General features: G+C 50.1%; 22 protein-coding genes and 2 pseudogenes. 9 read left to right on the top strand and 15 right to left on the bottom strand.

Annotated features, from left to right (window positions below; all coding sequences use genetic code 11):
- The first annotated feature begins 52 nt into the window (after positions 1–52).
- Together J1836_RS06675 and pedA1 are read left to right on the top strand one after the other, a co-directional pair.
- Positions 53–1,042, top strand: coding sequence for a PQQ-dependent catabolism-associated beta-propeller protein (locus J1836_RS06675; RefSeq protein WP_207250303.1), 990 nt, complete (start codon positions 53–55; stop codon positions 1,040–1,042).
- A complete protein-coding gene (gene pedA1 / locus J1836_RS06670) occupies positions 1,035–2,213 on the top strand; it encodes a lanthanide ABC transporter ABC transporter substrate-binding protein PedA1 (RefSeq protein ID WP_207250302.1) in 1,179 nt (392 codons plus the stop codon). The genes J1836_RS06675 and pedA1 overlap by 8 nt, the downstream gene beginning before the upstream one ends.
- Here the strand turns inward: pedA1 and J1836_RS06665 are convergent.
- The 6 genes from J1836_RS06665 to J1836_RS06640 form a co-directional block, all read right to left on the bottom strand.
- Positions 2,210–2,686, bottom strand: coding sequence for a rhodanese-like domain-containing protein (locus J1836_RS06665; protein WP_242632752.1), 477 nt, complete (start codon positions 2,684–2,686; stop codon positions 2,210–2,212). The two genes, pedA1 and J1836_RS06665, sit on opposite strands and share 4 nt — an antisense overlap.
- Positions 2,687–2,778: 92 nt before the next feature.
- A complete protein-coding gene (locus J1836_RS06660; protein WP_207250300.1) occupies positions 2,779–3,711 on the bottom strand; it encodes a quinoprotein relay system zinc metallohydrolase 1 in 933 nt (310 codons plus the stop codon).
- On the bottom strand, positions 3,708–4,454 hold the full coding sequence (locus tag J1836_RS06655; RefSeq protein WP_207250299.1) for a quinoprotein dehydrogenase-associated SoxYZ-like carrier: 747 nt from the start codon (positions 4,452–4,454) through the stop codon (positions 3,708–3,710). Before J1836_RS06655 ends, J1836_RS06660 begins: the two co-directional genes overlap by 4 nt.
- Before the next feature lie 6 nt (positions 4,455–4,460).
- On the bottom strand, positions 4,461–5,357 hold the full coding sequence (locus J1836_RS06650; protein ID WP_207250298.1) for a substrate-binding periplasmic protein: 897 nt from the start codon (positions 5,355–5,357) through the stop codon (positions 4,461–4,463).
- A 51-nt stretch (positions 5,358–5,408) separates the two neighbouring features.
- Positions 5,409–5,915 (bottom strand): cytochrome c-550 PedF, encoded by a 507-nt coding sequence (gene pedF / locus J1836_RS06645; protein WP_207250297.1) that lies wholly within the window; start codon positions 5,913–5,915, stop codon positions 5,409–5,411.
- A gap of 78 nt (positions 5,916–5,993) precedes the next feature.
- Positions 5,994–7,748, bottom strand: coding sequence for a methanol/ethanol family PQQ-dependent dehydrogenase (locus J1836_RS06640; RefSeq protein ID WP_207250296.1), 1,755 nt, complete (start codon positions 7,746–7,748; stop codon positions 5,994–5,996).
- Positions 7,749–7,957: 209 nt separating this feature from the next.
- Here J1836_RS06640 and J1836_RS06635 point away from each other — a divergent pair, with 209 nt between their 5' ends.
- From J1836_RS06635 to J1836_RS06625, 3 genes are all read left to right on the top strand, one after another.
- A complete protein-coding gene (locus J1836_RS06635; protein ID WP_207250295.1) occupies positions 7,958–8,779 on the top strand; it encodes an expansin EXLX1 family cellulose-binding protein in 822 nt (273 codons plus the stop codon).
- Positions 8,780–8,954: 175 nt separating this feature from the next.
- Positions 8,955–10,451: an IS66 family transposase gene (tnpC, locus tag J1836_RS06630; RefSeq protein ID WP_207250294.1), complete on the top strand. Its 1,497-nt coding sequence runs from the start codon at positions 8,955–8,957 to the stop codon at positions 10,449–10,451.
- 42 nt (positions 10,452–10,493) lie between these two features.
- Entirely contained in the window at positions 10,494–11,675 is a 1,182-nt protein-coding gene (locus J1836_RS06625; RefSeq protein WP_207250293.1) for an ATP-binding protein, read from the top strand.
- 106 nt (positions 11,676–11,781) lie between these two features.
- Here J1836_RS06625 and J1836_RS06620 read toward each other — a convergent pair whose 3' ends face one another.
- From J1836_RS06620 to J1836_RS06600, 5 genes are all read right to left on the bottom strand, one after another.
- Positions 11,782–13,689: an AAA family ATPase gene (locus J1836_RS06620; protein ID WP_207250292.1), complete on the bottom strand. Its 1,908-nt coding sequence runs from the start codon at positions 13,687–13,689 to the stop codon at positions 11,782–11,784.
- The gene (locus J1836_RS06615; protein WP_207250291.1) at positions 13,679–14,185 is read right to left on the bottom strand and encodes an ABC-three component system middle component 5; all 507 of its coding nucleotides are present in this window, start codon (positions 14,183–14,185) and stop codon (positions 13,679–13,681) included. The genes J1836_RS06620 and J1836_RS06615 overlap by 11 nt, the downstream gene beginning before the upstream one ends.
- A gap of 7 nt (positions 14,186–14,192) precedes the next feature.
- A complete protein-coding gene (locus J1836_RS06610; protein WP_207250290.1) occupies positions 14,193–14,753 on the bottom strand; it encodes an ABC-three component system protein in 561 nt (186 codons plus the stop codon).
- An 8-nt stretch (positions 14,754–14,761) separates the two neighbouring features.
- Entirely contained in the window at positions 14,762–15,085 is a 324-nt protein-coding gene (gene gapS6a, locus J1836_RS06605) for a GapS6a family protein (RefSeq protein ID WP_207250289.1), read from the bottom strand.
- A 134-nt stretch (positions 15,086–15,219) separates the two neighbouring features.
- Positions 15,220–15,579: a hypothetical protein gene (locus J1836_RS06600; protein WP_207250288.1), complete on the bottom strand. Its 360-nt coding sequence runs from the start codon at positions 15,577–15,579 to the stop codon at positions 15,220–15,222.
- A 553-nt stretch (positions 15,580–16,132) separates the two neighbouring features.
- Here J1836_RS06600 and J1836_RS06595 point away from each other — a divergent pair.
- From J1836_RS06595 to J1836_RS06585, 3 genes are read left to right on the top strand one after another with little or no spacing between them, the layout of a single operon-like run.
- On the top strand, positions 16,133–16,594 hold the full coding sequence (locus J1836_RS06595) for a MarR family winged helix-turn-helix transcriptional regulator (protein WP_207250287.1): 462 nt from the start codon (positions 16,133–16,135) through the stop codon (positions 16,592–16,594).
- 41 nt (positions 16,595–16,635) lie between these two features.
- Complete coding sequence (locus tag J1836_RS06590; protein WP_207250286.1) at positions 16,636–17,037, top strand: DUF1398 domain-containing protein; 402 nt, start codon at positions 16,636–16,638, stop codon at positions 17,035–17,037.
- A 42-nt stretch (positions 17,038–17,079) separates the two neighbouring features.
- Positions 17,080–18,267 (top strand): ATP-binding protein, encoded by a 1,188-nt coding sequence (locus J1836_RS06585; RefSeq protein WP_242632751.1) that lies wholly within the window; start codon positions 17,080–17,082, stop codon positions 18,265–18,267.
- Between the two features lie 38 nt (positions 18,268–18,305).
- Here J1836_RS06585 and J1836_RS06580 read toward each other — a convergent pair whose 3' ends face one another.
- From J1836_RS06580 to J1836_RS06570, 3 genes are all read right to left on the bottom strand, one after another.
- Positions 18,306–19,820 carry a Fic family protein gene (locus J1836_RS06580; protein WP_207250285.1) on the bottom strand — a complete coding sequence of 505 codons (1,515 nt, stop codon included), beginning with the start codon at positions 19,818–19,820 and terminating at the stop codon, positions 18,306–18,308.
- 237 nt (positions 19,821–20,057) lie between these two features.
- Complete coding sequence (locus J1836_RS06575) at positions 20,058–20,651, bottom strand: hypothetical protein (RefSeq protein ID WP_207250284.1); 594 nt, start codon at positions 20,649–20,651, stop codon at positions 20,058–20,060.
- Between the two features lie 13 nt (positions 20,652–20,664).
- Positions 20,665–20,964 carry a hypothetical protein gene (locus J1836_RS06570; RefSeq protein ID WP_207250283.1) on the bottom strand — a complete coding sequence of 100 codons (300 nt, stop codon included), beginning with the start codon at positions 20,962–20,964 and terminating at the stop codon, positions 20,665–20,667.
- Positions 20,965–21,074: 110 nt separating this feature from the next.
- On the opposite strand from J1836_RS06570, the pseudogene J1836_RS06560 reads away from it, so the two are divergent.
- Positions 21,075–21,512, top strand: a pseudogene (locus J1836_RS06560) (alpha-ketoglutarate-dependent dioxygenase AlkB).
- 138 nt (positions 21,513–21,650) lie between these two features.
- Here the strand turns inward: J1836_RS06560 and J1836_RS21765 are convergent.
- Positions 21,651–21,782: pseudogene (locus tag J1836_RS21765) on the bottom strand (MerR family DNA-binding transcriptional regulator); the annotation flags it as partial.
- Positions 21,783–21,809: the final 27 nt, after the last annotated feature.

The following is a 21,809-nucleotide window of genomic DNA, read 5'->3' as shown; positions in this document are numbered from 1 at the left end:
AACCAGCCTCCGCCTACAATAAGCCTAAAGCTTCATTGATGAGGAGGACATCGTGAAACCCTTTTTCCCACTATTATTCGCCCTGCCCTTGCTGTCGCTCAGCTTATTGGTCGCCAGCCCCGCCTTCGCCAAAGACACTGGCTACGCCTTCGTCAGCAGTGAAAACGACCACATTGTCACCGTGCTGGATGGCAAAACCTTTGCAAAAGTTAAAGACATTAAAACTTCCAAGCGCCCACGTCACTTGCAATTCAACCCCGATAAAACGTTGCTGTACGCCGCCTGCGGTGAAGGTGCCAGCATCGACGTGATCGACGTTGCCAAGCTCGAAGTCATCGACAAGATTGAGGATGTCGAAGACCCCGAAGCCTTCGATTTCAGTCAGGATGGCAAACAAATGTTCATCTCCCTCGAAGACGACGGTGCGCTGGGGATTCTCGACGTTGCCAGCAAAAAAATGCTCAAGGAAGTCGAAATCGGTGAAGAACCCGAAGGTGTCCTCACCAGTCATGACGGCAAAAGCGTGTATGTCACCTCCGAAGTCGCCAATACCGTGCATGTGGTCGACATTGCTAGCCAAGCGGTGAAAGCCAATATTGTGGTGGGTGAACGTCCGCGCCGCTTTGCTACCACGCCTGATAATCAAGAACTGTGGGTCACGAGCGAACTGGATGCATCCATCAGCATCATCAACCTCGCCGACCATACCATCAAAGAAAAAATCACTTTTGCCCCCGAAGGTTTCCGCAAGGAAGACATTACCCCCGTCGGCATCAGCATGACCCGTGATGGCAAAACCGCCTTCGTCACCATCGGGCGGGCAAATCGCGTGGCGGTGGTCGATGTGGCTTCCCGCAAGGTCGAGGATTACATTCTGGTCGGCGAACGTGCGTGGAATGCGGCCTTGAACAAGGATGAATCGCTGCTGTTCGTGGCGAATGGCTTGAGCGATGACGTGTCCATCGTTAATGTCGCAGACCGTAAAGTGACTAAATCTGTTCCGGTTGGGCGTGTGCCTTACATGGTGGTGGTTGATGATTAGGCGTTGCTGCACTTGGCTGGTGTGTCTGTGGGTCGGTTGCACCAGCTTGCCCGTGTATGCCGCGCAAACCCTCAGCATTGGGTATATGCAGCAAAGCGATGACCCGCGTTACGACGACAAGCACATGACCGCGCAATTCCTAGGGCAAGCCTTGGGTCGTCCGTATGAGGGGGCAGAAGTGGCGCTCAAGGAAGTGAAATTCCACGGACAAAATGCCGGTGTCGAATTTGCCCTCGAATCCGCCGAAGCCGCCACCGCAGCGGAACTGATCAAACAGGTGGAAACCCTGCAAGCCAAAGGTGTGCGCTTTATCCTCAGCGATTTGCCTGCTGCCACGTTGAGCGAAGTTGCCAGCGCCTTCAAAGGTAAAGACGTAGTGTTTTTCAATGTCTCCGCCCCCGATGACAGTTTGCGTCAGGCGCAGTGTCAGGCGGTCGTGTTTCACACCTTGCCCAATCACGCCATGCAAGCCGATGCCTTGGTGCAATACTTGGTCGCACACAAGTGGAAACAGGTGTTGGTGTTGGAAGGCGAAGCGCCTGAAGACAAGTTACTGACTGCTGCCTTTGAGCGGGCTGCCAAGCGTTACGGCGCAGAAATTGTTGCCAAACGTCCGTTTGTATTGGGCAATGACCCGCGTGAACGCGACAAGAACAATATTGCGCTGCTGACCGGGGATGAAGATTACGACGTGGTGTACATTGCCGACAGTCACGGCGAATTTGCCCGCAATGCCGCTTACCAAACCCTGTTGCCACGTCCGGTGATAGGTTCGGAAGGCTTGAATGCACTGGCGTGGAACTGGGCATGGGAACGCCACGGTGCACCACAAGTCGAGAAGCGTTTCGAGAAAAAAGCTGAGCGCCGTATGAGTGATCCCGATTGGGCGGCGTGGATGGCAGTCAAGGCGATTGCCACAGCGGTACAACAAACCAATGGGGCGGATTTTGTCAAGTTGCGGGATTTTCTGACTGCACCCGATACCACGCTGGATGGCGCAAAAGGCAACGCCAGCAGTTTCCGCCCGTGGGATCACCAATTACGTCAGCCCTTACTGCTCTCGACGCATAACTGGGTGGTAGATCGCGCCCCGCTGGAAGGTTTCTTACATCAAACCAATAATCTCGACACGCTAGGCTTCGACGAGCGCGACAGCCAGTGTAAGTTTTAATCCATATCCACAGGGCTGACCGTGACCAACGGCAGCCCCGCTTCCGACCAACCATCCGTACCATCTTTGAACCAGTAAACCTGCGTATAGCCATAGCTGCGCACCCGCTGCACGGTATTCCACGACATCCAGCAATCCGCCACGCAAAAAAACACCAGCGGTTTGTGTTTGTCACCGCTGCTCAAACGTTGCAAGTTGGTTTGCAAGTAGGTTTCAATTTCCGGCGTTAACTCCCCATATCCCACATTCGGCAACCACACCGCATTCGGTAAACTTTCATGCACTTCGTTGGGTAGCCAAACGCTGGGGAAACCGGCTTCTTGGCGCAATAAAATCGCCCACACATCAATCAACACGGGTGCTTCAGGACGTTGCAGCAAGGTTTGCAGCGCTGTCACCTTCAGCGTAATGCCATTGGGAACACAAGCCGGGGTTGCGCCCCGATAATGCGCCATTTTCAACCCCGTCGGCATATCGGGGGTTCGTTCGCAGTCAGCTAAGCCTAAATCCGGCTGACAGGCAGACAAGCAAAGACAACAGAACGGGAGGAGGAGGTTGCCCCACTTCATTCTGCCTGCTTCGCCGGTTTCAGGTTTGCTTGTTCCAGCGCCGGGTACAGATGGCTGACCGAGCGCCGTAATTCATTTTGCACCAATGCCACTGACTGGAAATCGGCGGGGATCGGCGTTTGCATCACTTCCAGCATATCCAGCCCGTTTGCGGCGGCATCCTTGAGCGTGGTTTGCAGCCATTGCAAATACGCACGGGTCTGCGCAATCGGGGCGGTATCGCTGGCGACGTTGCCATGCCCTGGCACGAGTGTTTTGAAGGATAAAGCTTGCAAGCTATCCAGTGTTGTCAACCACGTTGTTAACGTCGCGTGCGGGGTGGTGGCAGCGCGGTTATTAAATACCAAATCGCCGGAAAACAGCACGCCCGTGGTGTGGTCGAACAGCGCCAGATCGCCAGCGGTATGACCTTGCAAGGCCAGCACTTCCAACTCATGTCTGCCGATGGTTTCCTTACCCGCTTTGGCATCCTGAGTGGGGGGCGTTACGCGGGTATCGCGCATCCAATCGCCGACCATGCGGTACATATTGCCGCTGAACATTTCGCCTTCCGCTTTAATGCCATCGCGGGTGGCAGGCAGGGCGTAAATCGGCACGTCAGTATACGTTTGATTCCCCAAAAAGTGGTCGGGGTGGTGATGGGTAATGTAAACGCGCACGACTTTTTTACCCGTGAGCTTTTCAATCGCGGCACGCTGTTGTTCGCCAAATCGCCGTGATACGCCGGTATCAATGACCACCACGCCATCCGCCGTCACAATGAAGCCGGTATTGACGATGAAACCGCCATTTTTCTTGGAAAAATCTTCGGTTTTGCCTTCGATGACGTAGGTATCAGTGGCAACTTGTTGTGGTTGCATGGGGTAGGCGAAGTCGTCGGCAAAGACGGCGTTACTGATGAAGAAAGCGGCGCATAACCAACGTTTCATGGCGCTACCTCCGCCGCAATCTTGTTACCATTATTGTCGCGCCCTTCCAGTGTGAAGGTGGTGATTTTGCCGACATCCAGACTCAGCATGGGGTTTTCGCTGATCGGTTCATACAGGTCAAGTTCGGCTAGCAGCGTACCTTGCGCGTCTTTCACGTTGAGGTTTTCGATGTGGAACGTGGGAATGCCGCTTGCTAAACCCGTATCCATCGGGTGCATGACGCGGATGCGCAGGCGGTTATTGTCGGGACGTTGCCACACGTTGGCGGAGACTTGCCCTAAGGTTTTGCTCCAGTCACCGCTGGAGGTGCCGACGCTGGGTAAGGTGCAACCGCCGCCTGCTGCTTCCACATACGTGCCGCCGACATGCCACATCCCATCCGCCGTTTTTACCGCAACGCGCACCGGGCTACCTTGTTGCAATTTCATGCGGAATGCGAGGTTGGGGGGAACGGTTTTGGGGCGAAAGTTCAGCACATGCGGCAGCGGATTGAGATCCGCAAACACGCGCATTTCCTGTATATCCGGCAAGTCCGTCACCCGCAAGGCGATGGGGACATTGAGGGAATCTTCCGCCTCCGGTGGGGCTTCCACCTTGACCTTGCTATCAAACGTGTATGGCTCGCCGTTGAGGAAGCGCGTGTGCATCGCTTCCCATTGCGGGGAATTGAGCGGGTCAGGTTCGGCTGCGACTGCTACCTGACAAAGCAGGCAACCGACTAACCATCCACCATAGTTGAGCATAAAGCCTCACTTCTGCGCTGTGGGCGCAGGGGTTGCTTCAGGCGTTGTGGCGGTGGCAGTAGGGGGTTCTGCCGCTGGGTTGTAGGTTAACTTGTGTTGCTCGAAAATCGTTTTGACTGTGCCATCTTTGACCATTTCAGCCATTGCACCATCCACGGCTTTAGCAAGGTCTTCATTAACAGCTTTGACCGCGACACCCATTGCCCAGTTGTTGCGGGCTAAACCGGGGGTGATCAAGCCTTGAATCTGGATATTAGCTGGGCGGGCGCTCAAAATGCCTTCGAGTTCGCCACGCGGCCCCATAATGCCGGAGATTTCGCCTTTTTTGAGGGCTTCAGCGGCTTGGGTCAGGTTAGGGAAATGGCGGATATTTTTGCTGATTTGCCCTTGCATGGCTTCCAGCAGGTAAAAGTCACTGAGGGTGTCGATTTCAACCCCAATCGGCTCGCTGGTGAAGTTGGCGAGGGTGGGTTGCTTGCCGACTTTATTGGTATCAAAGGCAAACGTGACTTGCTCCAGTTGATAGGGGGCGACGAATTTGACCTTATCCACTTTTTCGGAAAACGCATTGTCGTAGGGCATGTGCAGCATCACGTCGGTAACACCACCGCCGAGGTAGTGACCTTTCCAGACGTTATTGCGTAAATCATCTTCGACGTTTTCATCTGCACCGACTAGGCGGATGTCGCTTTTCACATCGAGCTTTTGCGCCAAGGCTTCGGCAATGGCAACGTCCACACCTTGCTGTTTGCCGTCAATCACGGATGAATACGGGGGAAACTCTTTGTACAGGGAAACGCTTAACACGCCTTTGGCTTTGACTTCTTCCAGCGAGCCTGCGTACAGCGGGTTGGCCAGTAAGAGCGCGGTGAGCGCCACGGAACAGCAAGTGGTTAATTTCACAGTTCATCCTCCTCTTCGTGAAAAGCCCCTCTAAACGAGGGGGTACAAATACTATTTCTTTTCTTCTATTTTCGCGGGTTCAGCAGGTTTGGCTTCTTCGGTTTTGGCAACCTCTTTAGGCGGCGCGTCCACTGAAACGGTTTCTAACCAAGTACGGATTGCCCACAGACCTTCTTGTGCCACAATGCCGTCAAATTTGGGCATGTAGGTGACGCCATTACGTACTGCGCCGTTCACCATGCGTTCTTTGAAAATTTCATCGCCTTCTGCGCCTAACGGTAATTTCTCGCGTAAGTCTGGCGCAATGCCGCCCGAAACAGCATCAATGCCGTGGCAACGGGCGCAGTTTTGGGCAAAAGCGTGTTTCCCGATTTCAGCGGCTCTTTCGTTACCGGAATACGGGTTGGTGTCTACCCACGTCGCGCTGTCTTTAATAGGATCAATCCCCGTAATATCAATGGCTTGTGGGGTAACGTCACCGTGAGCAAATGCGTGGCTAGCCGTCATCAGTGTTAAAGCTGCCAGTGCAGCGGAAAAAGAGCGTGTTGAGATTTGCATATTACATACCTTCGATCTATGAAAAGCCCCATGTTGAGCGAGTGGGGGGATCGACCACCCCACCCGCGCTGTCGAGGATTAAGAAGTGGTTTTGGGCAGTTTAAAGACCCAGAGGCTACCGCCTTGATTCAAGTTTTTGACGCTTTTAGCCACTTCGCCACCCCAGAGTGGTACAGCACCACCCCAACCGGATGGCACGGCAACGAACTGTTCGCCGTCTTGTTCCCAAGTCACTGGGCAACCGACCACGCCCGAACCTGTCTGGAATTTCCACAGTTCTGCGCCTGTCTTGGCATCAAAGGCTTTCAGGTAGCCTTCGGGTGTACCCGTGAACACCAGATTGCCCGCCGTGGTCAGCACGCCGCCCCAGAGTGGGGCTTTGTTTTTGGCTTCCCAAACGATTTTGCCGGTTTTCGGATCCATCGCCCGTAATGCGCCGATGTAGTCGTCGTTCAACGGTTTGATAGTGAAACCAGCGCCTAAGTAAGCCGCGCCTTTTTTGTAGCTGATGGGCTCGTTCCAGATGTCCATGCCCCATTCGTTGGCGGGGACGTAGAACAGATCTGTGCCGGGGTTGTAGGCCATTGGCATCCAGTTTTTGCCGCCGAGGAAGGAAGGCGCGGAGAAGACGGATGTGCCTTTTTCGGCGCTGCCCGGTGCACCCGGACGGTTGGTGTCATCGTATTCAGGGCGACCGGTTTTCAGGTCAATGCCTTTTGCCCACGTAATTTTGTTGACGAATGGAGTGGCATTGATGAGTTTGCCGTTGGTGCGATCCAAGACATAAAAGAAGCCGTTACGGTCAGCATGACCACCCGCTTTGACGACCGTGCCATCGTCTTTTTTCAGGTCGAAGGAGACGAATTCGTTTACGCCGTCAAAGTCCCAACCGTCGTGCGGTGTCCACTGGTAGTGCCATTTGATTTTGCCATCCGCCGGATTGATGGCGAGAACGGAGGAGGAGTACAGGTTATCGCCGGGGCGCAAATGCGAGTTCCAAGGCGAAGGATTGCCCGTGCCGAAGAACAGGCTGTCGGTTTCAGCGTCGTAAGTACCGCCTAACCACGTTGCCGCACCGCCGGTTTTCCACAAGTCACCCGGCCAAGATTTGTTGGTTTCGCCGGTAATACCGTTGTCTTTGCCGTCGAGTGTACCCATGTGACCTTCAACGGTCGGGCGTGACCAGATCAGTTTGCCGGTTTTGGCATCACGTGCTTCGACTTTGCCCACTACGCCAAACTCACCACCGGAAACGCCGGTAATGACCATGCCTTTCACCACGATAGGGGCGGCAGTATTGGAATAACCCGCTTTGAAGTCTTCCATTTTTTCTTTCCACACGACTTTGCCGGTGTCTTGGTCAAGGGCAACCAATTGCGCGTCGAGGGTAGAGAAGATGAACAAGTTGTCGTACAACGCACCGCCACGGTTTACCACGTCGCAGCACGGCATAATGCCTTCGGGCAAGCGGTGGTCGTATTGCCAGATTTCTTCGCCGGTTTTGGCATCAGCAGCGAAGACGCGGGAATAGGATGCGGTGACGAAGATTTTACCGTTATGAACCAGCGGTTGGGCTTCCTGACCGCGTTGCTTTTCGTCGCCGTAGGACAACACGAACGCGGGGGTGAGGTTTTTCACGGTATCCGCATTCAGCTTATCCAGTGGGCTGAAACGTTGACCTTGCAAACCCATACCATAGCTCACGACATCCGCCGTGGTTTTGGCATCGTCAGAAATGTCTTGGTCGGTAACGGCGGCGATGGCAGCGGTGCTAAACGCACAGCCGACGGCTAGCGCAAGTAATACCTTACGGAATGAACGCTCTTGTTTCATGGATGGATTCTCCTCTCCAGCTAAAGCAATGATGTAGGGTGAAACCCACCACTGCCTCCTACGCTATGGTGGGTACTGGAAAACAGCTTAACGAAGAGCAGGTTGGAAAAAGGTTGGGCAATTGTTTGGTTAAAACAGCCTTGTCTTTAGGCAATGGCGCGACCCTTGGCTATACTTCCCATAACACAGTTATAGCGGAATTATTAACCATGAAGATGACGATCTGTCACTATTTTATTCGCATCGGTTGCGCTGTGATGCTACTGGTTTCCGGCAGCAGTGCCTATGCCGACAGTAGTACGCACACCGGTAAAGGGACTTTCTATGACTATAGCGGCGGGGGCAATTGCAGTTTGCCTGTTTCCACTACCACCCTAACGGCGGCGATGAATGCAACCGACTATGCCAATTCGGCAGCTTGTGGGGGTTTCATCAAAGTAACCAACAATGATACGGGGCTGAGCGTCACGGTGCGTGTGGATGATCAGTGCCCTGAATGTGCGCCCGGCAACGTGGATCTCGATCAGGATGCCTTTGCGCAGATTGCTAATCTTGCCACCGGTATCATTCCGATCCGTTGGCAGTATGTGGCTAACGATCAAGCGGGCAATCTCAAGCTCTATTTTGAGGGAAGTTCCAGTCAATGGTGGACGGCGGTGCAGGTGCGCGACCACCGCTATCCGATTGCAAAACTGGAAGCTCGCCTCTCCGGTTCTAGCAATGCCTACACGAGCGTGGCGCGGGAGTCACACAATTACTTTGTTGCGCCCAGCGGCTTGGGTAGCGGGCCTTACGATTTTCGGATTACGGATTTATGGGGTCAAACCGTTGAAATCAAGGCGATTCAGCTAATGCCGGGGGTAGAACTCGATAGCGGTACGCAATTTGAGGTGTACGATGCGGCGAACCCTGCGAATAACAGCAGTACAGCAGCCGCCAATACGAGTAGTAGTGGGGGGGCGGGTGCTACAGACTGGATGATATTGCTCCTGCTCGGCGGCTTAGTGGCGCGGCGTTTGCAACGAGGTTGATAGATACAAGGCTATTCCTGTAAATTCATGGATTACGATCCTTAGATTTACAGGAATAGCCCATGTTAAACCGCAACATTGCTGCTGACGTACAGTAAGCGTTCACGCCCTCTATTAGGCATTCCAGCGAACTTGTAGTAAATTCACCCCATCCCAACAGCGAGTCATTTACCCCTTGTTAGCCGCCGTTCCTACCTTACCCACGACACTGGATGAAGCGCATCAGGTGATCGTGCGCCAACAGGAACGGATAACTGAGTTGGAGAAGCAAGTGGCACGGGTGGCGGTGCTGGAGCAACAAGTCGAAATGCTGCAAAAACAACTGGAAGAACTGGTTGCCAAATTCGGCAGCAGTTCGCGTAACAGTTCCAAAGCGCCGTCCTCCGACAGCCCGGAACAACGGGCGTTGCGTCCCAAACGCAAGGGGAGTAGCCGCCCACACGGTGGGCAACCGGGGCATCCGCGTCACGAACGGGCGTTATATCCTCCCGAACAAGTGACCCGTACCGAACAGTATTTCCCTGAAAGCACCTGTTCCTGTGGTGGGGCAGTGGCGATTGATTGGGGAAACCCTTACCGCCATCAGGTCACGGATATTGCTCCACCGCCGCCACCGGACGTGACGGAACACCAGTTTTATCAGGGTGTTTGCCAATCCTGCGGCATCAAGCACCACAGCCAGTGGCCGGATTGGGTGCCGAGCGGTCAAATGGGTGCAGGCGTGATCGCCTGGGTGGTGATTTTGAGTGGTCAGTTCCGCCTATCCATGCGCCAGATCCAGGTTCTGTTGTGGGAAATGTGCCACGTGCGTTTTAGCACTGGGGCTATCAGCAAGGCGCAAGGCAAAGCCATTCCGTGGATGGGGCCGCTATACCGTCAAGTAGGTCAGTATGTACGCGGACAAGCGGTATGCCACGCCGATGAAACCCGCCATTATCGCGGTACGAACACTTACTGGTTATGGGCATTGGCTGACCATAGCGTGAGTTACTTCATGACCCATTACTCACGCGGCAAGGCCGCCGCCGATGCCTTGTTGGGCAGCTTTACTGGCTATCTGGTCACCGACCACTTCAGTGGTTACGGCAACGTCCCACCCGAACGGCGGCAACTGTGTTGGGCGCATTTGATCCGCCACTTCCGCAAAATGGCGGGGCGTTGCGGCGAAGGGGGAAGCGTGGGCAAACGCCTGTTGTTACTCGCCTATACCACCGTCCGCACCCATCACCGCTGGCAACAACAACCCGATGAAGCCGCTCGCTACCAACGGCGGATACTCCGCTTGCGCCGCAGCTTCCAAGCCACGCTCAACAAAGGCTTGGCATTGGAGAATTGCAAACGCACCACCAACCAATGCAAGCATTTGCTCAAGGATGAGGCGATGTGTTGGACTTTCCTCAAGGATAGTCGCATTCCCCTCACCAATAACCGTGCCGAGCGGGTGATCAGGCCGTATGTGCAATGGCGGAAAACCAGCTTTGCCAGCCAGTCGGCACAAGGTGACAGATTCCGTCCAACGGTGATGACCGTGCTGGGGACGGCACGTCAATTGGGGATGAATATGGCGATATTGATGCGGGACATTTGCTCACAAGGCTTGGCTCATAAGTCTGTCTCGGTGCGCTTCCCTTTGGCTCAACCGTTAGCTTCTAACCCGCTACAGACGGCGTGAACGCTTACTGACGTACAAGCCTATCTGGCGCATTTCCCGTCCTTGCTGATCACGGGTGCACGGCAAGTGGGCAAATCCACGCTGGCGTTGCAGTTGGGGATTGAACACTACGTCACGCTGGATGACATCGCCACTTACCAAAGCGCCAAGGCTGACCCGAAAGGGTTTGTGCTCAGCCTGCCCAAGCCGGTGGTGATTGATGAGGTGCAACGTGTGCCGGAGTTGTTTGTTGCCATCAAGGAACAGATTGACCTTGACCGCACGCCGGGGCGGTTTGTGCTGACGGGTTCGAGCAGTTTGCAGGGTTTCCGCGACATTTCCGATTCGCTGGCGGGGCGCATTGGGATTGTGGATTTGTATGCCTTTAACCTCAGCGAGATTATCGGGCAACGCTTCAATTTCATCGACCATGTGTTTTCTGGCGCGGCATTTCCGGCGGTGGCGCAAGTGACGGATATTGTGCCGCATTTGCTCAAGGGTGGGTTTCCCGAAGTGCAGACGATTGCACACGCTAAAACGCGCATGTTGTGGTTCAGTTCGTATATTCGCACGTATATTGAGCGCGATTTGCACGATATGGGCAATATCCGCAATCTCGACAGCTTTATGCGCTTGTACCTGTCGCTGGCGTTGCGCAGTGCTAATCTGCTCAACAAGGCTGATCTGGCGCGGGATTGCCAGCTTGATAACAAAACGCTGGATAGTTACCTCGGCATCCTCAAGCACACTTACCAGATTGCGTTGCTCAAACCGTGGTTTAACCATGCGGCGAAACGGCTGATGAAAATGCCCAAGGTGTTCATGCTGGATAGCGGCATTTTGTGCCATTTGCTCAAGCTCAGTAGCGCGGAGGATTTACAGCAATCCAGCCAGCGCGGTGCGGTGTATGAAACGTTTGTGTTGAGTGAATTGGTGAAGGCGAATACTTACGCGGCGCAGCCAGTGGATTTGAGCTTTTACCGCACCAGTGATGGCAAGGAAATCGACTTCGTGCTGGATAACGGCAAAGGGCTGGTGCTGCTGGAGGTGAAGGCGGCGCATAGTGTGACCCCGGCGGATTTCCGGCATATCAGCTACTTTATCGGAGAGAATCCGGGGCGGGTGGTACAGGGGATGGTGTTGTATGGCGGGGAACGGGTGTTGCCGTTTGGGGAGAGTGATGGGGTGAAGTTGTGGGCAGTGCCGTTGGGGATGATGGCGGGGGGTGGGAAAATGGCGGGTTAAGGTGCAGTGCCAAGGCTTGGTGGGGCAACGTCAATATGACTGGCGCGGCGGGGAGTCGAATGGGCGGAGTCGCGGGCTGTCACCGCATCCGTCGTCAATGTGCTCGTTATATTTTATTTAGCTCTAGCGTATGAGTTCCTTTTTTATAGAATATTCCTCTGCAATAATTACCACCTTCTAGTTTTGGTGAAATCATTGATGTTGTGTATATTAATTGATATGGATTTTCTAGTTCTTCACACATTTCCACCATAATATTTTGAAAATTATGGCTACGACTAGGCATCATTCCCTTATCTTCAATGTTATCTATTAATAGAAAACGTGGAAATCTATAGTTTATATCTTTTGTTGACTCTACTAGAGTCGCTAATCTAAAAGAGTTTTTCAATAGCACCATTGAACTTGCTGAAAATTTTGACTTCCCATTCAACCACATTGTATCTCTGGGGAAACTAAACTCAAATTCTTCGGGATTTTCAAAATCTTTTTCAAATCCCAAATCCATTTTAACTATATTCATAGTGGTTGTTTCTAATTGTGAGCAAACTTCAAGAAGTCGATTTTTTGTTTTTTCTTTTTTTGCCGCTAAAGCATCTTTAACCTCTGATATTTTCACAACTAACTGTTGCTTTTCTTTTATTAAGGCTTCAATGTTGGCAAAAAATTCTAAGCGCTCTTTTAAGTTTTGATGCTTTGACTCTAGAAATCCTATTCTATTTGATATTTCAGCTATTTGTGATTCCATTGCAGAATTAGATTGCAAATAATCTTTATAATTTAGTTTTGACATACTAAGTAAATTTTCAAGTTCAGGTATTTTTGTTTTAATCTCATCAAGAAGGTTTTTATTGGACTGTAAGATTTTTTCACTTTCTCTCTTTTGGAAGTTTAATTCATTTAACATATGGAGATAAGATTTTTTAGTTGAATCCTCGTTTTTAGGTGATTTGCATAAACCACATATATCGTCCTGTCGAATAGTTTCAATCTTGGTGAGACAAGCAGGGCAATATTTAAAGTTAAGACTACCTAGCGATTCATTAGTTATTTTTGATTCTAGAAGTGACTTTATACGGTAATCTATTGATTGCAGAAATAAAGTTGAATCAATTATCTCATTACTAAGAAATGATGATTGAACATGAAGATTTTCTAATTTTTCAGTGCATTTATTGATCTCCATTAATATAAGTTTAGCTTGTTCTTTTTGCATGTCATCAAGTTCTTTTTTTGTTTTAAATCTAATTTCTTCTTTTTTTTGTAAAGATTGATATATTTCAGATTCCACAGCCAATATCTCAGCGTGTAGCTTATCAGCAGTAAAATCCTGTTGTCCTTTACTCAATAACTTATAAATAGCTTTAAGCTCTCCCTCAATTTTAGAAAAATCTCTTTCTAATTCTATTAATTGTTGTCTTAACTCATGAATATCTAAGTCATCCAGCCCTAAAAGATACTCTCCTATTGCTTGTCTTATATTAGCATTATCATAGTTTGTATCATATCTAAGTATTTTAGTTGGTGCTGTTATCTGATCCAAATACATCAATCTTAAGATTTGATGAATTGTTAAATTAGCACTGTCATTATTTTTATGCTGAGGGAGATTCATCATATCAAAAAGCTGCTGAGAATAACTATGCCTTTCATCTGAGCGACGATTAAGATATTTAAGCCATTGATTTTCTGTCTTAGTTGATGACAAATAATCTCCTTCGCATATAAGCATAGGAGACTTTCCAGTTTGCTCAATTTCTCTGGATAAAGTATAAATTCCCGTATTGCAAGAAACTTCTAAAAACACTTTGTCACAAGATAATGGTTCGGCTGTCCACTCTGATAACTCAGCGCCCAAACCATAATAGATCAAATCCATGATAGTAGATTTTCCAGTTCCATTATCACCCCTGATTATATTGATTCCTTGATAAAAAAACTGATCATATACAGAGGTGTTATTTTTCAACACCACCAGTCTATTTAGAAAGATGAAACTATAATTATTGATCATATCTATACTCTAATAATCCAGTTCTTGACTTAAAACCATTTTTACCATTTAAATCAACAAGAGCTATTCCTTTTGAAAAAAATTTAAACCACTCTAAGCTGCTTATTGGGTTTTCATGAAAACTTTCTATTAATGATTTTGGAATATTGTCAGTATTTAAACTAACCACGCCATAGCTAAACATCTCTTTTTTTATTATTTGTTTTGATACCAAAGATGCAATAGTAGAGTTTTGAATATCCTGCAAGTCAAACAACAGCCGTTTTGGATTTGGAATGGCTTCATATGGCGGATTAATTTCGCTAAAATATTTTTTTCCTCCCGCCAAACTTTTTGGCATAGGTTTTATATATTTTATTAAATGAGGGAATACATAATAAAAGTCCGCTATTCTTAATATATCCCATTCAAAGCTATCTGCTTCTGAGCTATAAAGTAGATGCAAAAAACGGTATGCACAATGGTTTGCATCAAAACATGGGTGGTAGACAAGCACTTGTTAATCAGCTCCATTTAATATGACATTTTCCTGTTAAAAAATATAACATACCTCTGACGTGATCTATGTTTATAGTTATATCAACTTTTGTTATATTATTTAACACTGGAATGAAAACTTCATCTAAAAGCTCTTTTTCAATTATTGACTTTGGTGCTCCTTCATTTAATAAAGGTTTTATTTTGTGGGCGAAGTAAGTATTAATTAATGCCAAAGATTGAGCATATAAGTATTGTGAATTATGAGATAGTTGTCCACGATATAGTTTTTTTGCAAATCTTTCTTTTAAGATTGCAGCTTCGTCGTATAGGGAATCCATATTTGCTTGTTTTAGCTTATTTTCTAGTCCTATTACATTTCTTTCGGGAAAGTCATTTAAATAATCGGCCAGCTCCTCTACAAAATTCATCATTTCGTTATCGTTGTCAAGAGTTACTTCTGCGTTTCTTAATGGCTCTAAAAGATTACTTGGGTGTGATTTCGGTAGATTATATATATATTTGTCTCTACAATTGTCCCCATTCCCAGTATGTGTTTGGAGTTCTTTTGATAACGCTTTATTCATAGTTTTAATTACTTAATGATCTTGTCTCTGCCAATGTTATCACCGCTTCCAGTGTGATGCTGGACAATGATGTTTTTACTTTCTTCTCTTTTGATTGACGAAAGTAATTCTAGCAAAATACTTGATTGGCTTATGTGCTTCTCAATTGCAATTTCACTCATTTCTTTAGTAAGGTTTAGCTTATTTAGTTCTGTAGAAAGTTGAGGTGTAATAACTTCTACCCCAACCCATCCCTTAAGTCTTTCTTTTATATGTTCTACATTTAAAGCAAGACCATTTTTTAAAATATCATAAGTAATTCCAGATAGTACTGTTGCTGATAAGAAATCCATAAAATAGTCCTTTTTAAATTAAGTTGCTTTAAGTTTGTATTGAATATAACGTAGAGCTAACCGGCGCTGCGCGGCTTTATGCGCAGCGTCCGTGTTGAGCGCAGGGTTAACAATTGGCTCGATGACAAAGAGGCTTAATCGTCAATGTCTTCTCCCCTTGAGATTTTGTCCTCTCTTATCTCTTCGATGTCGTCTTCTGATAACTCTCTTTCAGACAAGGGAATGATGGTATTGGCTTGATCAAGAACCGCTTCAATATCTTGTTCAAATTCTGGGTTATCGATGGCGTTTAGTGAAGATGCAAGGAATTTCTCCGACAAATCGCTCTTTAATCCCAAATGCTCGTCATGGCGGACAAACACTTTATCTGTATTGCCAAGTTCAACTAGAGCATCAACGACTTGTTCAACCGTTTCAAAATGGGTGTCAGGTCTGAAGGGACCACCATCACCCAATGCCTGTGCAACGTCTTCTACGCTTTCAAATTTTTTCATAAGTCATCCCTCTTGGATTGTGTGAAATGGCTATAGCCTGCTTGGTATAGTATTTCTCTGATGTATCACTACAAATGAAAATCCAATTAATTATTGAAAATCAATGCCATGCGTTGATTTTTGCACTGTAGTACTACATCGAAGAAAGACTATATTGCTAATGTACTCGTTATACGGCGTTCATAAATATCAGAATATACAGCTTCCACTTAACCAATAAGCAGAGATTGCCTATATGGTTTGCCTAGCGTTCCGCCTAGTCTGGGATTGTCGTTGCTGTCTTCTAATTCACGCCTGCCGTACATACACCGATGCCATACAAGGAATCGCTGACACGCTACCGCCCTACTGCGCCGAAACCAGCATAGGGTCAGTCGCGTGTTGTTATGATTGGTATGGCGTGTGTTGGGTTGTCGCCAATGTTTGACGAATTGCCTGAAACTCTATCATAAGTTAGTAAAAAACACTCACTAATAACGCCCGCATTCGTGTTTATGTAGTTGACGCGGAAACAATATCAATGTAGTTTCCTCGTCAACTATCAGGAGTCAACATGAGCAGCGACACATCCCTCTCGAACCTCGAAACGCATTTAGGCTACTGGCTGAGAACAGTATCAAATGCGGTTTCATACAGCTTCAGCCGCAAACTAGAAACAGAGGGCGTAACGGTTGCCGAATGGGTATTCATGCGCATCCTGTATGATTTCGACAGCCTGCCCCCCACCTTGCTTGCCGAGCGGATGGGCATGACCAAGGGCGCAATCACCAAACTGGCTGACCGCTTGATCGAAAAAAACCTCGTGGAACGTAAAGCCAACCCCGCTGACAAACGCGCCCAAACCTTGGCACTGAAACCGGAGGGACGCAGCCTGATTCCCCGACTCGCCGCACTTGCCGACGACAATGACAACGCCTTCTTCGGGGTTCTAGAAGACAGTGAACGCAACGAACTCGAACGCCTGCTGCGGAAAATCATCGAGCGGCGCGGGCTGACTGACGTGCCCACCGACTGAAACTGACCCGATCACCCCCAACCATTCCAAAGGAGCGTGCGATGGACTCGCAACAGATAACAATTGCCCAACATTGCCTGAATGCCGCCTATGACGACACGATGAGCTTCCCCGCAAGCGTGGGCAGCTTGATAGAGGCCGGTTTCGATAGCTATTTGGTCGACTACCGCAGCAATACGCGGACTTATTACCTGCCTAACGGTGAAAGCCTCGTGCTGAATAATCCGCATGAGGAAGGCGCAGTCGCGGCTGAATTTGACCCGGCTGGCATCGTCGCCACGATCAAATGGGCGCAGCTCAATCCGCCTGATTACACCTATATCGACTTCAATCAGCGCGTCACGGGATACGGCTGTGCGGGTTATCTGGTTTCCTTTATTGGTCGGCGCGTTCTCTATTTCGGGCGCACTGCTGAAATCCATGTGGAACACTTTCCGCAGTAATCAAGGGCGAAACGCTAAATTTAACCTTGCAAATTGGGGAGTATGTTCCATAATTTGCAGATGATTACTCGACAGCTATACCCACACCTTGTTGAACATTTGGCACAGTTTCCCGCCGTAGCCTTACTGGGGCCGCGTCAGGCCGGTAAGACGACGCTGGCGGAAGTGCTGTGCGCACAGCGTGAATCCTGCCTTTACCTTGATTTGGAAAGCCCGACTGACCGCAATAAGTTGCTTGATCCCGAAGCCTATTTGAGTCAGCACGAAGACAAACTGGTGATTCTGGATGAAGTGCAACGTTTGCCAGAACTGTTCCAGCCGTTACGCAGCCTGATTGATCGCGGCAGGAAAAAAGGGCTGCATCACGGACGCTTCTTGTTGCTGGGGTCTGCCTCCGGTGATTTGCTGCGGCAATCGGGTGAAAGCCTCGCGGGGCGGATTGCGTATCTGGAATTGCCGCCGTTTCAGGTGATTGAAACACCGCCTGCCGCGCAGGATGTGCTGTGGGTACGCGGCGGTTTCCCCACCAGTTTTCTGGCAGTGAATGACCGGCAAAGTGTCGTGTGGCGGCAAAACCTGATCAGCACTTACCTTGAACGGGATATTCCCTCTTACGGCACACGCATTCCGGCGGAAACCTTGCGGCGTTTCTGGACAATGCTGGCACATAACCAAGGTGGAATGCTCAACGTGTCGCAGTTGGGTAAAAACCTGATGGTGGATACCAAAACCGTGAGTCGCTATCTCGATTTATTGGTCGATTTGCTGCTGGTAAGACGGGTGTTGCCTTGGCATAGCAACGTAGGCAAGCGTTTGGTGAAATCCCCCAAGGTGTATATCCGTGACAGTGGTCTGGTTCATGCCTTGCTGGGTATCCACGATGTCGATACCTTGTTGGGGCATCCCGTGGTGGGTAACAGTTGGGAAGGTTTTTGCATGGAAAACCTGTTGAATACTGCACCCTTTAACACCACATCGGGTTTTTACCGCAGCAGTGCGGGGGCAGAAGTTGATCTGTTGCTGGATATTGCGGGGCAAGGTTTGTGGGCTATCGAAATCAAACGCTCTGCCACAGCCAAGCCGCGCCGTGGGTTTTATCAGGCGTGTGAAGACCTGCAACCTGCCAAACGTTTGTTGGTGTATCCGGGCAACGAACGCTACCCGATTGGCGAGGGTGTGGAAGTGGTGGGATTGCGCTTGCTGGTGGAGCAATTGCAGCAGTTGGCGTGATGTTGGGTTAGCCAGTATTTTATTTGCTTGTCATCAACTCAAGCTGCTGCTAACTCCGCGATGAAGCGAGTAAATGGCACAATGTTTTGCCCGACACTGGCTTGCTCCAACGCATCCATGTACTCGTCGCGCTTTGCCAATGGGACGACAGTCCACGGGTAGCCGCCTGCTGCCATCATGAGATTCATCAGGAAACGCCCGCAGCGTCCGTTGCCATCCATATACGGGTGGATGTAGACAAAGAAAAAGTGTGACAGCACCACATTCACGGCGGGTTCGGGTTCATTTTCCATGAGTTCAAACAAGGCGGGCAGGAGTTCGCGTACCGCTTCGTGGTTGGGTGGGACGTGTTGGGAATGGCGGATGTAAACGGGGTGATTGCGGTAGCCTGCCAGATTGACGGCGCTCAGGATACCGGCGGTAACGCTGGGGGCAAACAGTTCCCGATACCACGTATCGAGATCGTGGCTGGCAACCGTACCTGCGTTTTCGCCTTGCAATACCTTGGCAACGCTGTGTTTGACCGCTTGAAAGGCTTGCCAGTAACCACGCGCCGCCATCGCATCCAGATGTTCGCGGTCGGCGGGATTGGTTTGCGGATTCCATTGCCCGCTACGTACCTGTTCAATCAGTTGGGTATTGACTCGATAGCCTTCGATGGAGAGGGAATTGTATGCATCCGTTAGATACACCTCTTCGACGTGTTGCAAGTAACTTGTCGCATCCGTGACTGGATTGGGGGTAACGTTGAAATGCTCGATGACAGGCTGGCGGTATTGCTGCCACATCATGCGCAGGCGGTTGACATAAGGGGAATGGCTGCGGCTTTGCAAAGGTAACGTCGGCCTATCCGCAAATGGGTCTTGCTCGCTGACGCTGTAACCCGCGCTGCGTAGGGTGGCAAGCAGATTATCAGCGATGGCATCCCGTCCGATATTGCGGAATGCACCAGCCAAACGCCCCGCCACGATACTATTACCGCCTTCTAGCAAATGCCGTAACAGGTTGGACGCATCGGGCAACATCGCCAACGCTGCCCGCATTTCAATCGGATTGCTGCTGAACTGGCGCGGTAAGCATTGGATGAGTGCCACTTCCAGCCGCATAACGCGAATACCGTCAAGGGTTTGGATGTATGCAGGGGCGGGAATATCCAAGCGCAAATCCAGCAATGATGTGCCATGCAAGAGTGCTGTCGGCTTATTGCCTGCCTTGGGGGAACGTACCAGCAATTGCCGGGGAATTGTCCAGTTGCCAACGTGCAGGCTGATGGATTGTTCTGCGCCCAAACACCATTCAGTGCCAAAGCGGGTATTTAGATAATCGTGACAGAAACCCCAGAAGGATGCGTACCAAGAAGTGCTTTCACCTTGGCGTTCATCCGGGCGGGTGGGGATGAACCAGCCCTTCATGACTTCGCGCAGGAAACCCTGTTGCAGCAGGCGTTCGCGGTGGGTGCGGGTTAGCTCGTTGCTTTGGATGCCAACGCGCTGTTGGTCTTGCAAGGCTTTCAAGGCACTCAGGGATTGTGCCAGTTTGTCGGCTGGGGACATGGGGTACTCGCGGACTGTGACAGACAATCTTTAGGTTATCATGCTATACTATTATTAGGTTATTGTGTTGTACGATCTTTAGGTTATTGTGCTTTTTTCTGCGGCGATTCTGGGTAAACGGTCTGTCGAGGCGACGGATTCATTCAACGCCTTAACGGTCGTGTAAAGCTGCTTGACTAGGGACTGGAATTTTTGGTGATCAATCATGTGAGGGCTGATTTTACCTTGCGCTTGGCATCAGGCTGCTGCCGCTACCAGATTGCTCAAGTAGCGGATGGATTCTTCCTTGTGCTGCACGAGGATGTCGTCGTTGATTTTCAGCACGACACTTTTGACCACATCGGTTGTGCTAGGCAGGGATGTCAATTGTTTGAGTGCTTCGATGTCAGCAGCGACATACCGACCTTTCAAGGATAGACGTTTTTCTGCCTTGCCGGATGCCAAGTCTGTGGAAAGATAATGCCCAAGCCCAACGGGAGATAGGGTGTGGTTGGAAAGGGCGTGGAGGTAAAACTTCACAATTTGCGGCACAAGTGCAGCATTACCGCCGACTTCAACACTGACCAGATTCAGGATGTCGAGCATGTGGGCAGGCAAACGGCTTTCGACCGCCTTGCGTTGCCGTTCCAGCGTACTACAAATGGCAGGCGTGGATTGGTGGGGGATGACCGTCACCGCGCCGCATACATCGCAGACACCCGCCAGAATATTTTTGGTGAGGCCGCTACCATCGCTGAACGGCACATCACGCAACTGGTACGTAATGCCGGTAAAGGCTTGGCAGGTTTCGCAAGCTGCTTTGGCTTTATCGCCAACTTTGAGAATTTTCATACTGTTACTGCCGTTATTGGTGGTGGACACTGATGAAGACGCTATCCGGTTCTAGGAAATACCATTTGATGTACCAACCTTGCCCGGCATGTTGGGTTTTCACGATGTGGACTTCAACACTGGCATCAAAATGATGGGGGCTGGCTAAGTGTTCATTGCCTCTGCTGCGTCCCAAAATGGAGGCGACTTCAGTGGGTGTTACTGCCCCCGTTATCAGCAGGTTCTTGATGTCAATGTTGTTTCTGGCTTCATGCCGGATATTGCCTGTATTCAGGCACTCAATGACTTTCCGCTTCGCATCTTTAAAGTTCATGGATGACTTTGGTGGTGATTTTTCTTATTGTACGAATATTGGCGTACAATATCAATGTTGTGCTTTAACGGTTAAAATCCCCCCATGAACTTCGACCTCTTCAACACCGCTTGCTGGCAGGCATCCACGCCATTGCAGCCCAAGCCCCGTTCCGGCAGATGCAAACACCCGGCGGCTACACGATGTCGGTGGCGATGACCAACTGCGGCACGGCGGGCTGGATCACCGACCGCAAAGGCTACCGCTACAGCACCACCGACCCGCTAAATGGGCAAGCCTAGCCTGCGATGCCAGCGGATTTCCACAGCTTAGCGCAAGCCGCAGCACTGACGGCAGGTTTTCCCGCATTCCAGCCGGATGCTTGCCTGATCAACCGTTATCCGGTGGGTAGCGTATTGGCACTGCATCAGGATCGGGACGAACGCGACCTGACCGCGCCGATTGTGTCGGTGTCGTTGGGTTTGCCCGCGACGTTCTTGTGGGGTAGTTTGCAGCGCAGTGACAAGGCGGCGAAAGTGCCATTGCTGCACGGCGACATGGTGGCATAACCAAGCGCTGGTAACGGCTGGATAGGCGCTTATCAACACCTTGAAGGCTTTTTTTGAAATCATCCCCCGATTTCTTGATAATCGGGGGGATTTGTGTAGATATTTATGGCGCAGGGGCGGGGCGGGTTCAATGTGTGAAAGGCGGTAGCGGCGTTGGTTGCCTTGTGTCCGTTCCGGTATCAGTTTGCCGGACTCCTCCCAACGCCGTAAGGTCGTCGGGCTGATGTCTAACCGTTCTGCTGCTTCGCTGATCGTGATTAACTTATCCATTTTGGATAGTTTAGTACAAGTTTGTGG

Origin of the sequence: Thiothrix fructosivorans (genome assembly GCF_017349355.1) — a bacterium.
In the GTDB taxonomy this organism is placed as follows: Bacteria; Pseudomonadota; Gammaproteobacteria; order Thiotrichales; family Thiotrichaceae; genus Thiothrix; species Thiothrix fructosivorans.
The sequence above is the reverse complement of the archived record's forward strand: the minus strand, read 5'-3'. Positions and strand labels throughout refer to the sequence as shown.

What these genes read in the sequence shown, in the direction of transcription:
- gapS6a (WP_207250289.1), bottom strand. Translation starts at nt 15,085, where the DNA reads ATGGATTTCTTATCAGCAACAGTACTATCTGGAATTACTTATGATATT.
- J1836_RS06590 (WP_207250286.1), top strand. Translation starts at nt 16,636, where the DNA reads ATGGACTCGCAACAGATAACAATTGCCCAACATTGCCTGAATGCCGCC.
- J1836_RS06600 (WP_207250288.1), bottom strand. Translation starts at nt 15,579, where the DNA reads ATGAAAAAATTTGAAAGCGTAGAAGACGTTGCACAGGCATTGGGTGAT.
- J1836_RS06570 (WP_207250283.1), bottom strand. Translation starts at nt 20,964, where the DNA reads ATGAACTTTAAAGATGCGAAGCGGAAAGTCATTGAGTGCCTGAATACA.
- pedA1 (WP_207250302.1), top strand. Translation starts at nt 1,035, where the DNA reads ATGATTAGGCGTTGCTGCACTTGGCTGGTGTGTCTGTGGGTCGGTTGC.
- J1836_RS06610 (WP_207250290.1), bottom strand. Translation starts at nt 14,753, where the DNA reads ATGAATAAAGCGTTATCAAAAGAACTCCAAACACATACTGGGAATGGG.
- pedF (WP_207250297.1), bottom strand. Translation starts at nt 5,915, where the DNA reads ATGCAAATCTCAACACGCTCTTTTTCCGCTGCACTGGCAGCTTTAACA.
- J1836_RS06575 (WP_207250284.1), bottom strand. Translation starts at nt 20,651, where the DNA reads ATGAAAATTCTCAAAGTTGGCGATAAAGCCAAAGCAGCTTGCGAAACC.
- J1836_RS06620 (WP_207250292.1), bottom strand. Translation starts at nt 13,689, where the DNA reads ATGATCAATAATTATAGTTTCATCTTTCTAAATAGACTGGTGGTGTTG.
- J1836_RS06585 (WP_242632751.1), top strand. Translation starts at nt 17,080, where the DNA reads ATGTTCCATAATTTGCAGATGATTACTCGACAGCTATACCCACACCTT.
- J1836_RS06595 (WP_207250287.1), top strand. Translation starts at nt 16,133, where the DNA reads ATGAGCAGCGACACATCCCTCTCGAACCTCGAAACGCATTTAGGCTAC.
- J1836_RS06580 (WP_207250285.1), bottom strand. Translation starts at nt 19,820, where the DNA reads ATGTCCCCAGCCGACAAACTGGCACAATCCCTGAGTGCCTTGAAAGCC.
- J1836_RS06635 (WP_207250295.1), top strand. Translation starts at nt 7,958, where the DNA reads ATGAAGATGACGATCTGTCACTATTTTATTCGCATCGGTTGCGCTGTG.
- J1836_RS06655 (WP_207250299.1), bottom strand. Translation starts at nt 4,454, where the DNA reads ATGCTCAACTATGGTGGATGGTTAGTCGGTTGCCTGCTTTGTCAGGTA.
- J1836_RS06660 (WP_207250300.1), bottom strand. Translation starts at nt 3,711, where the DNA reads ATGAAACGTTGGTTATGCGCCGCTTTCTTCATCAGTAACGCCGTCTTT.
- J1836_RS06665 (WP_242632752.1), bottom strand. Translation starts at nt 2,686, where the DNA reads ATGCCGACGGGGTTGAAAATGGCGCATTATCGGGGCGCAACCCCGGCT.
- J1836_RS06640 (WP_207250296.1), bottom strand. Translation starts at nt 7,748, where the DNA reads ATGAAACAAGAGCGTTCATTCCGTAAGGTATTACTTGCGCTAGCCGTC.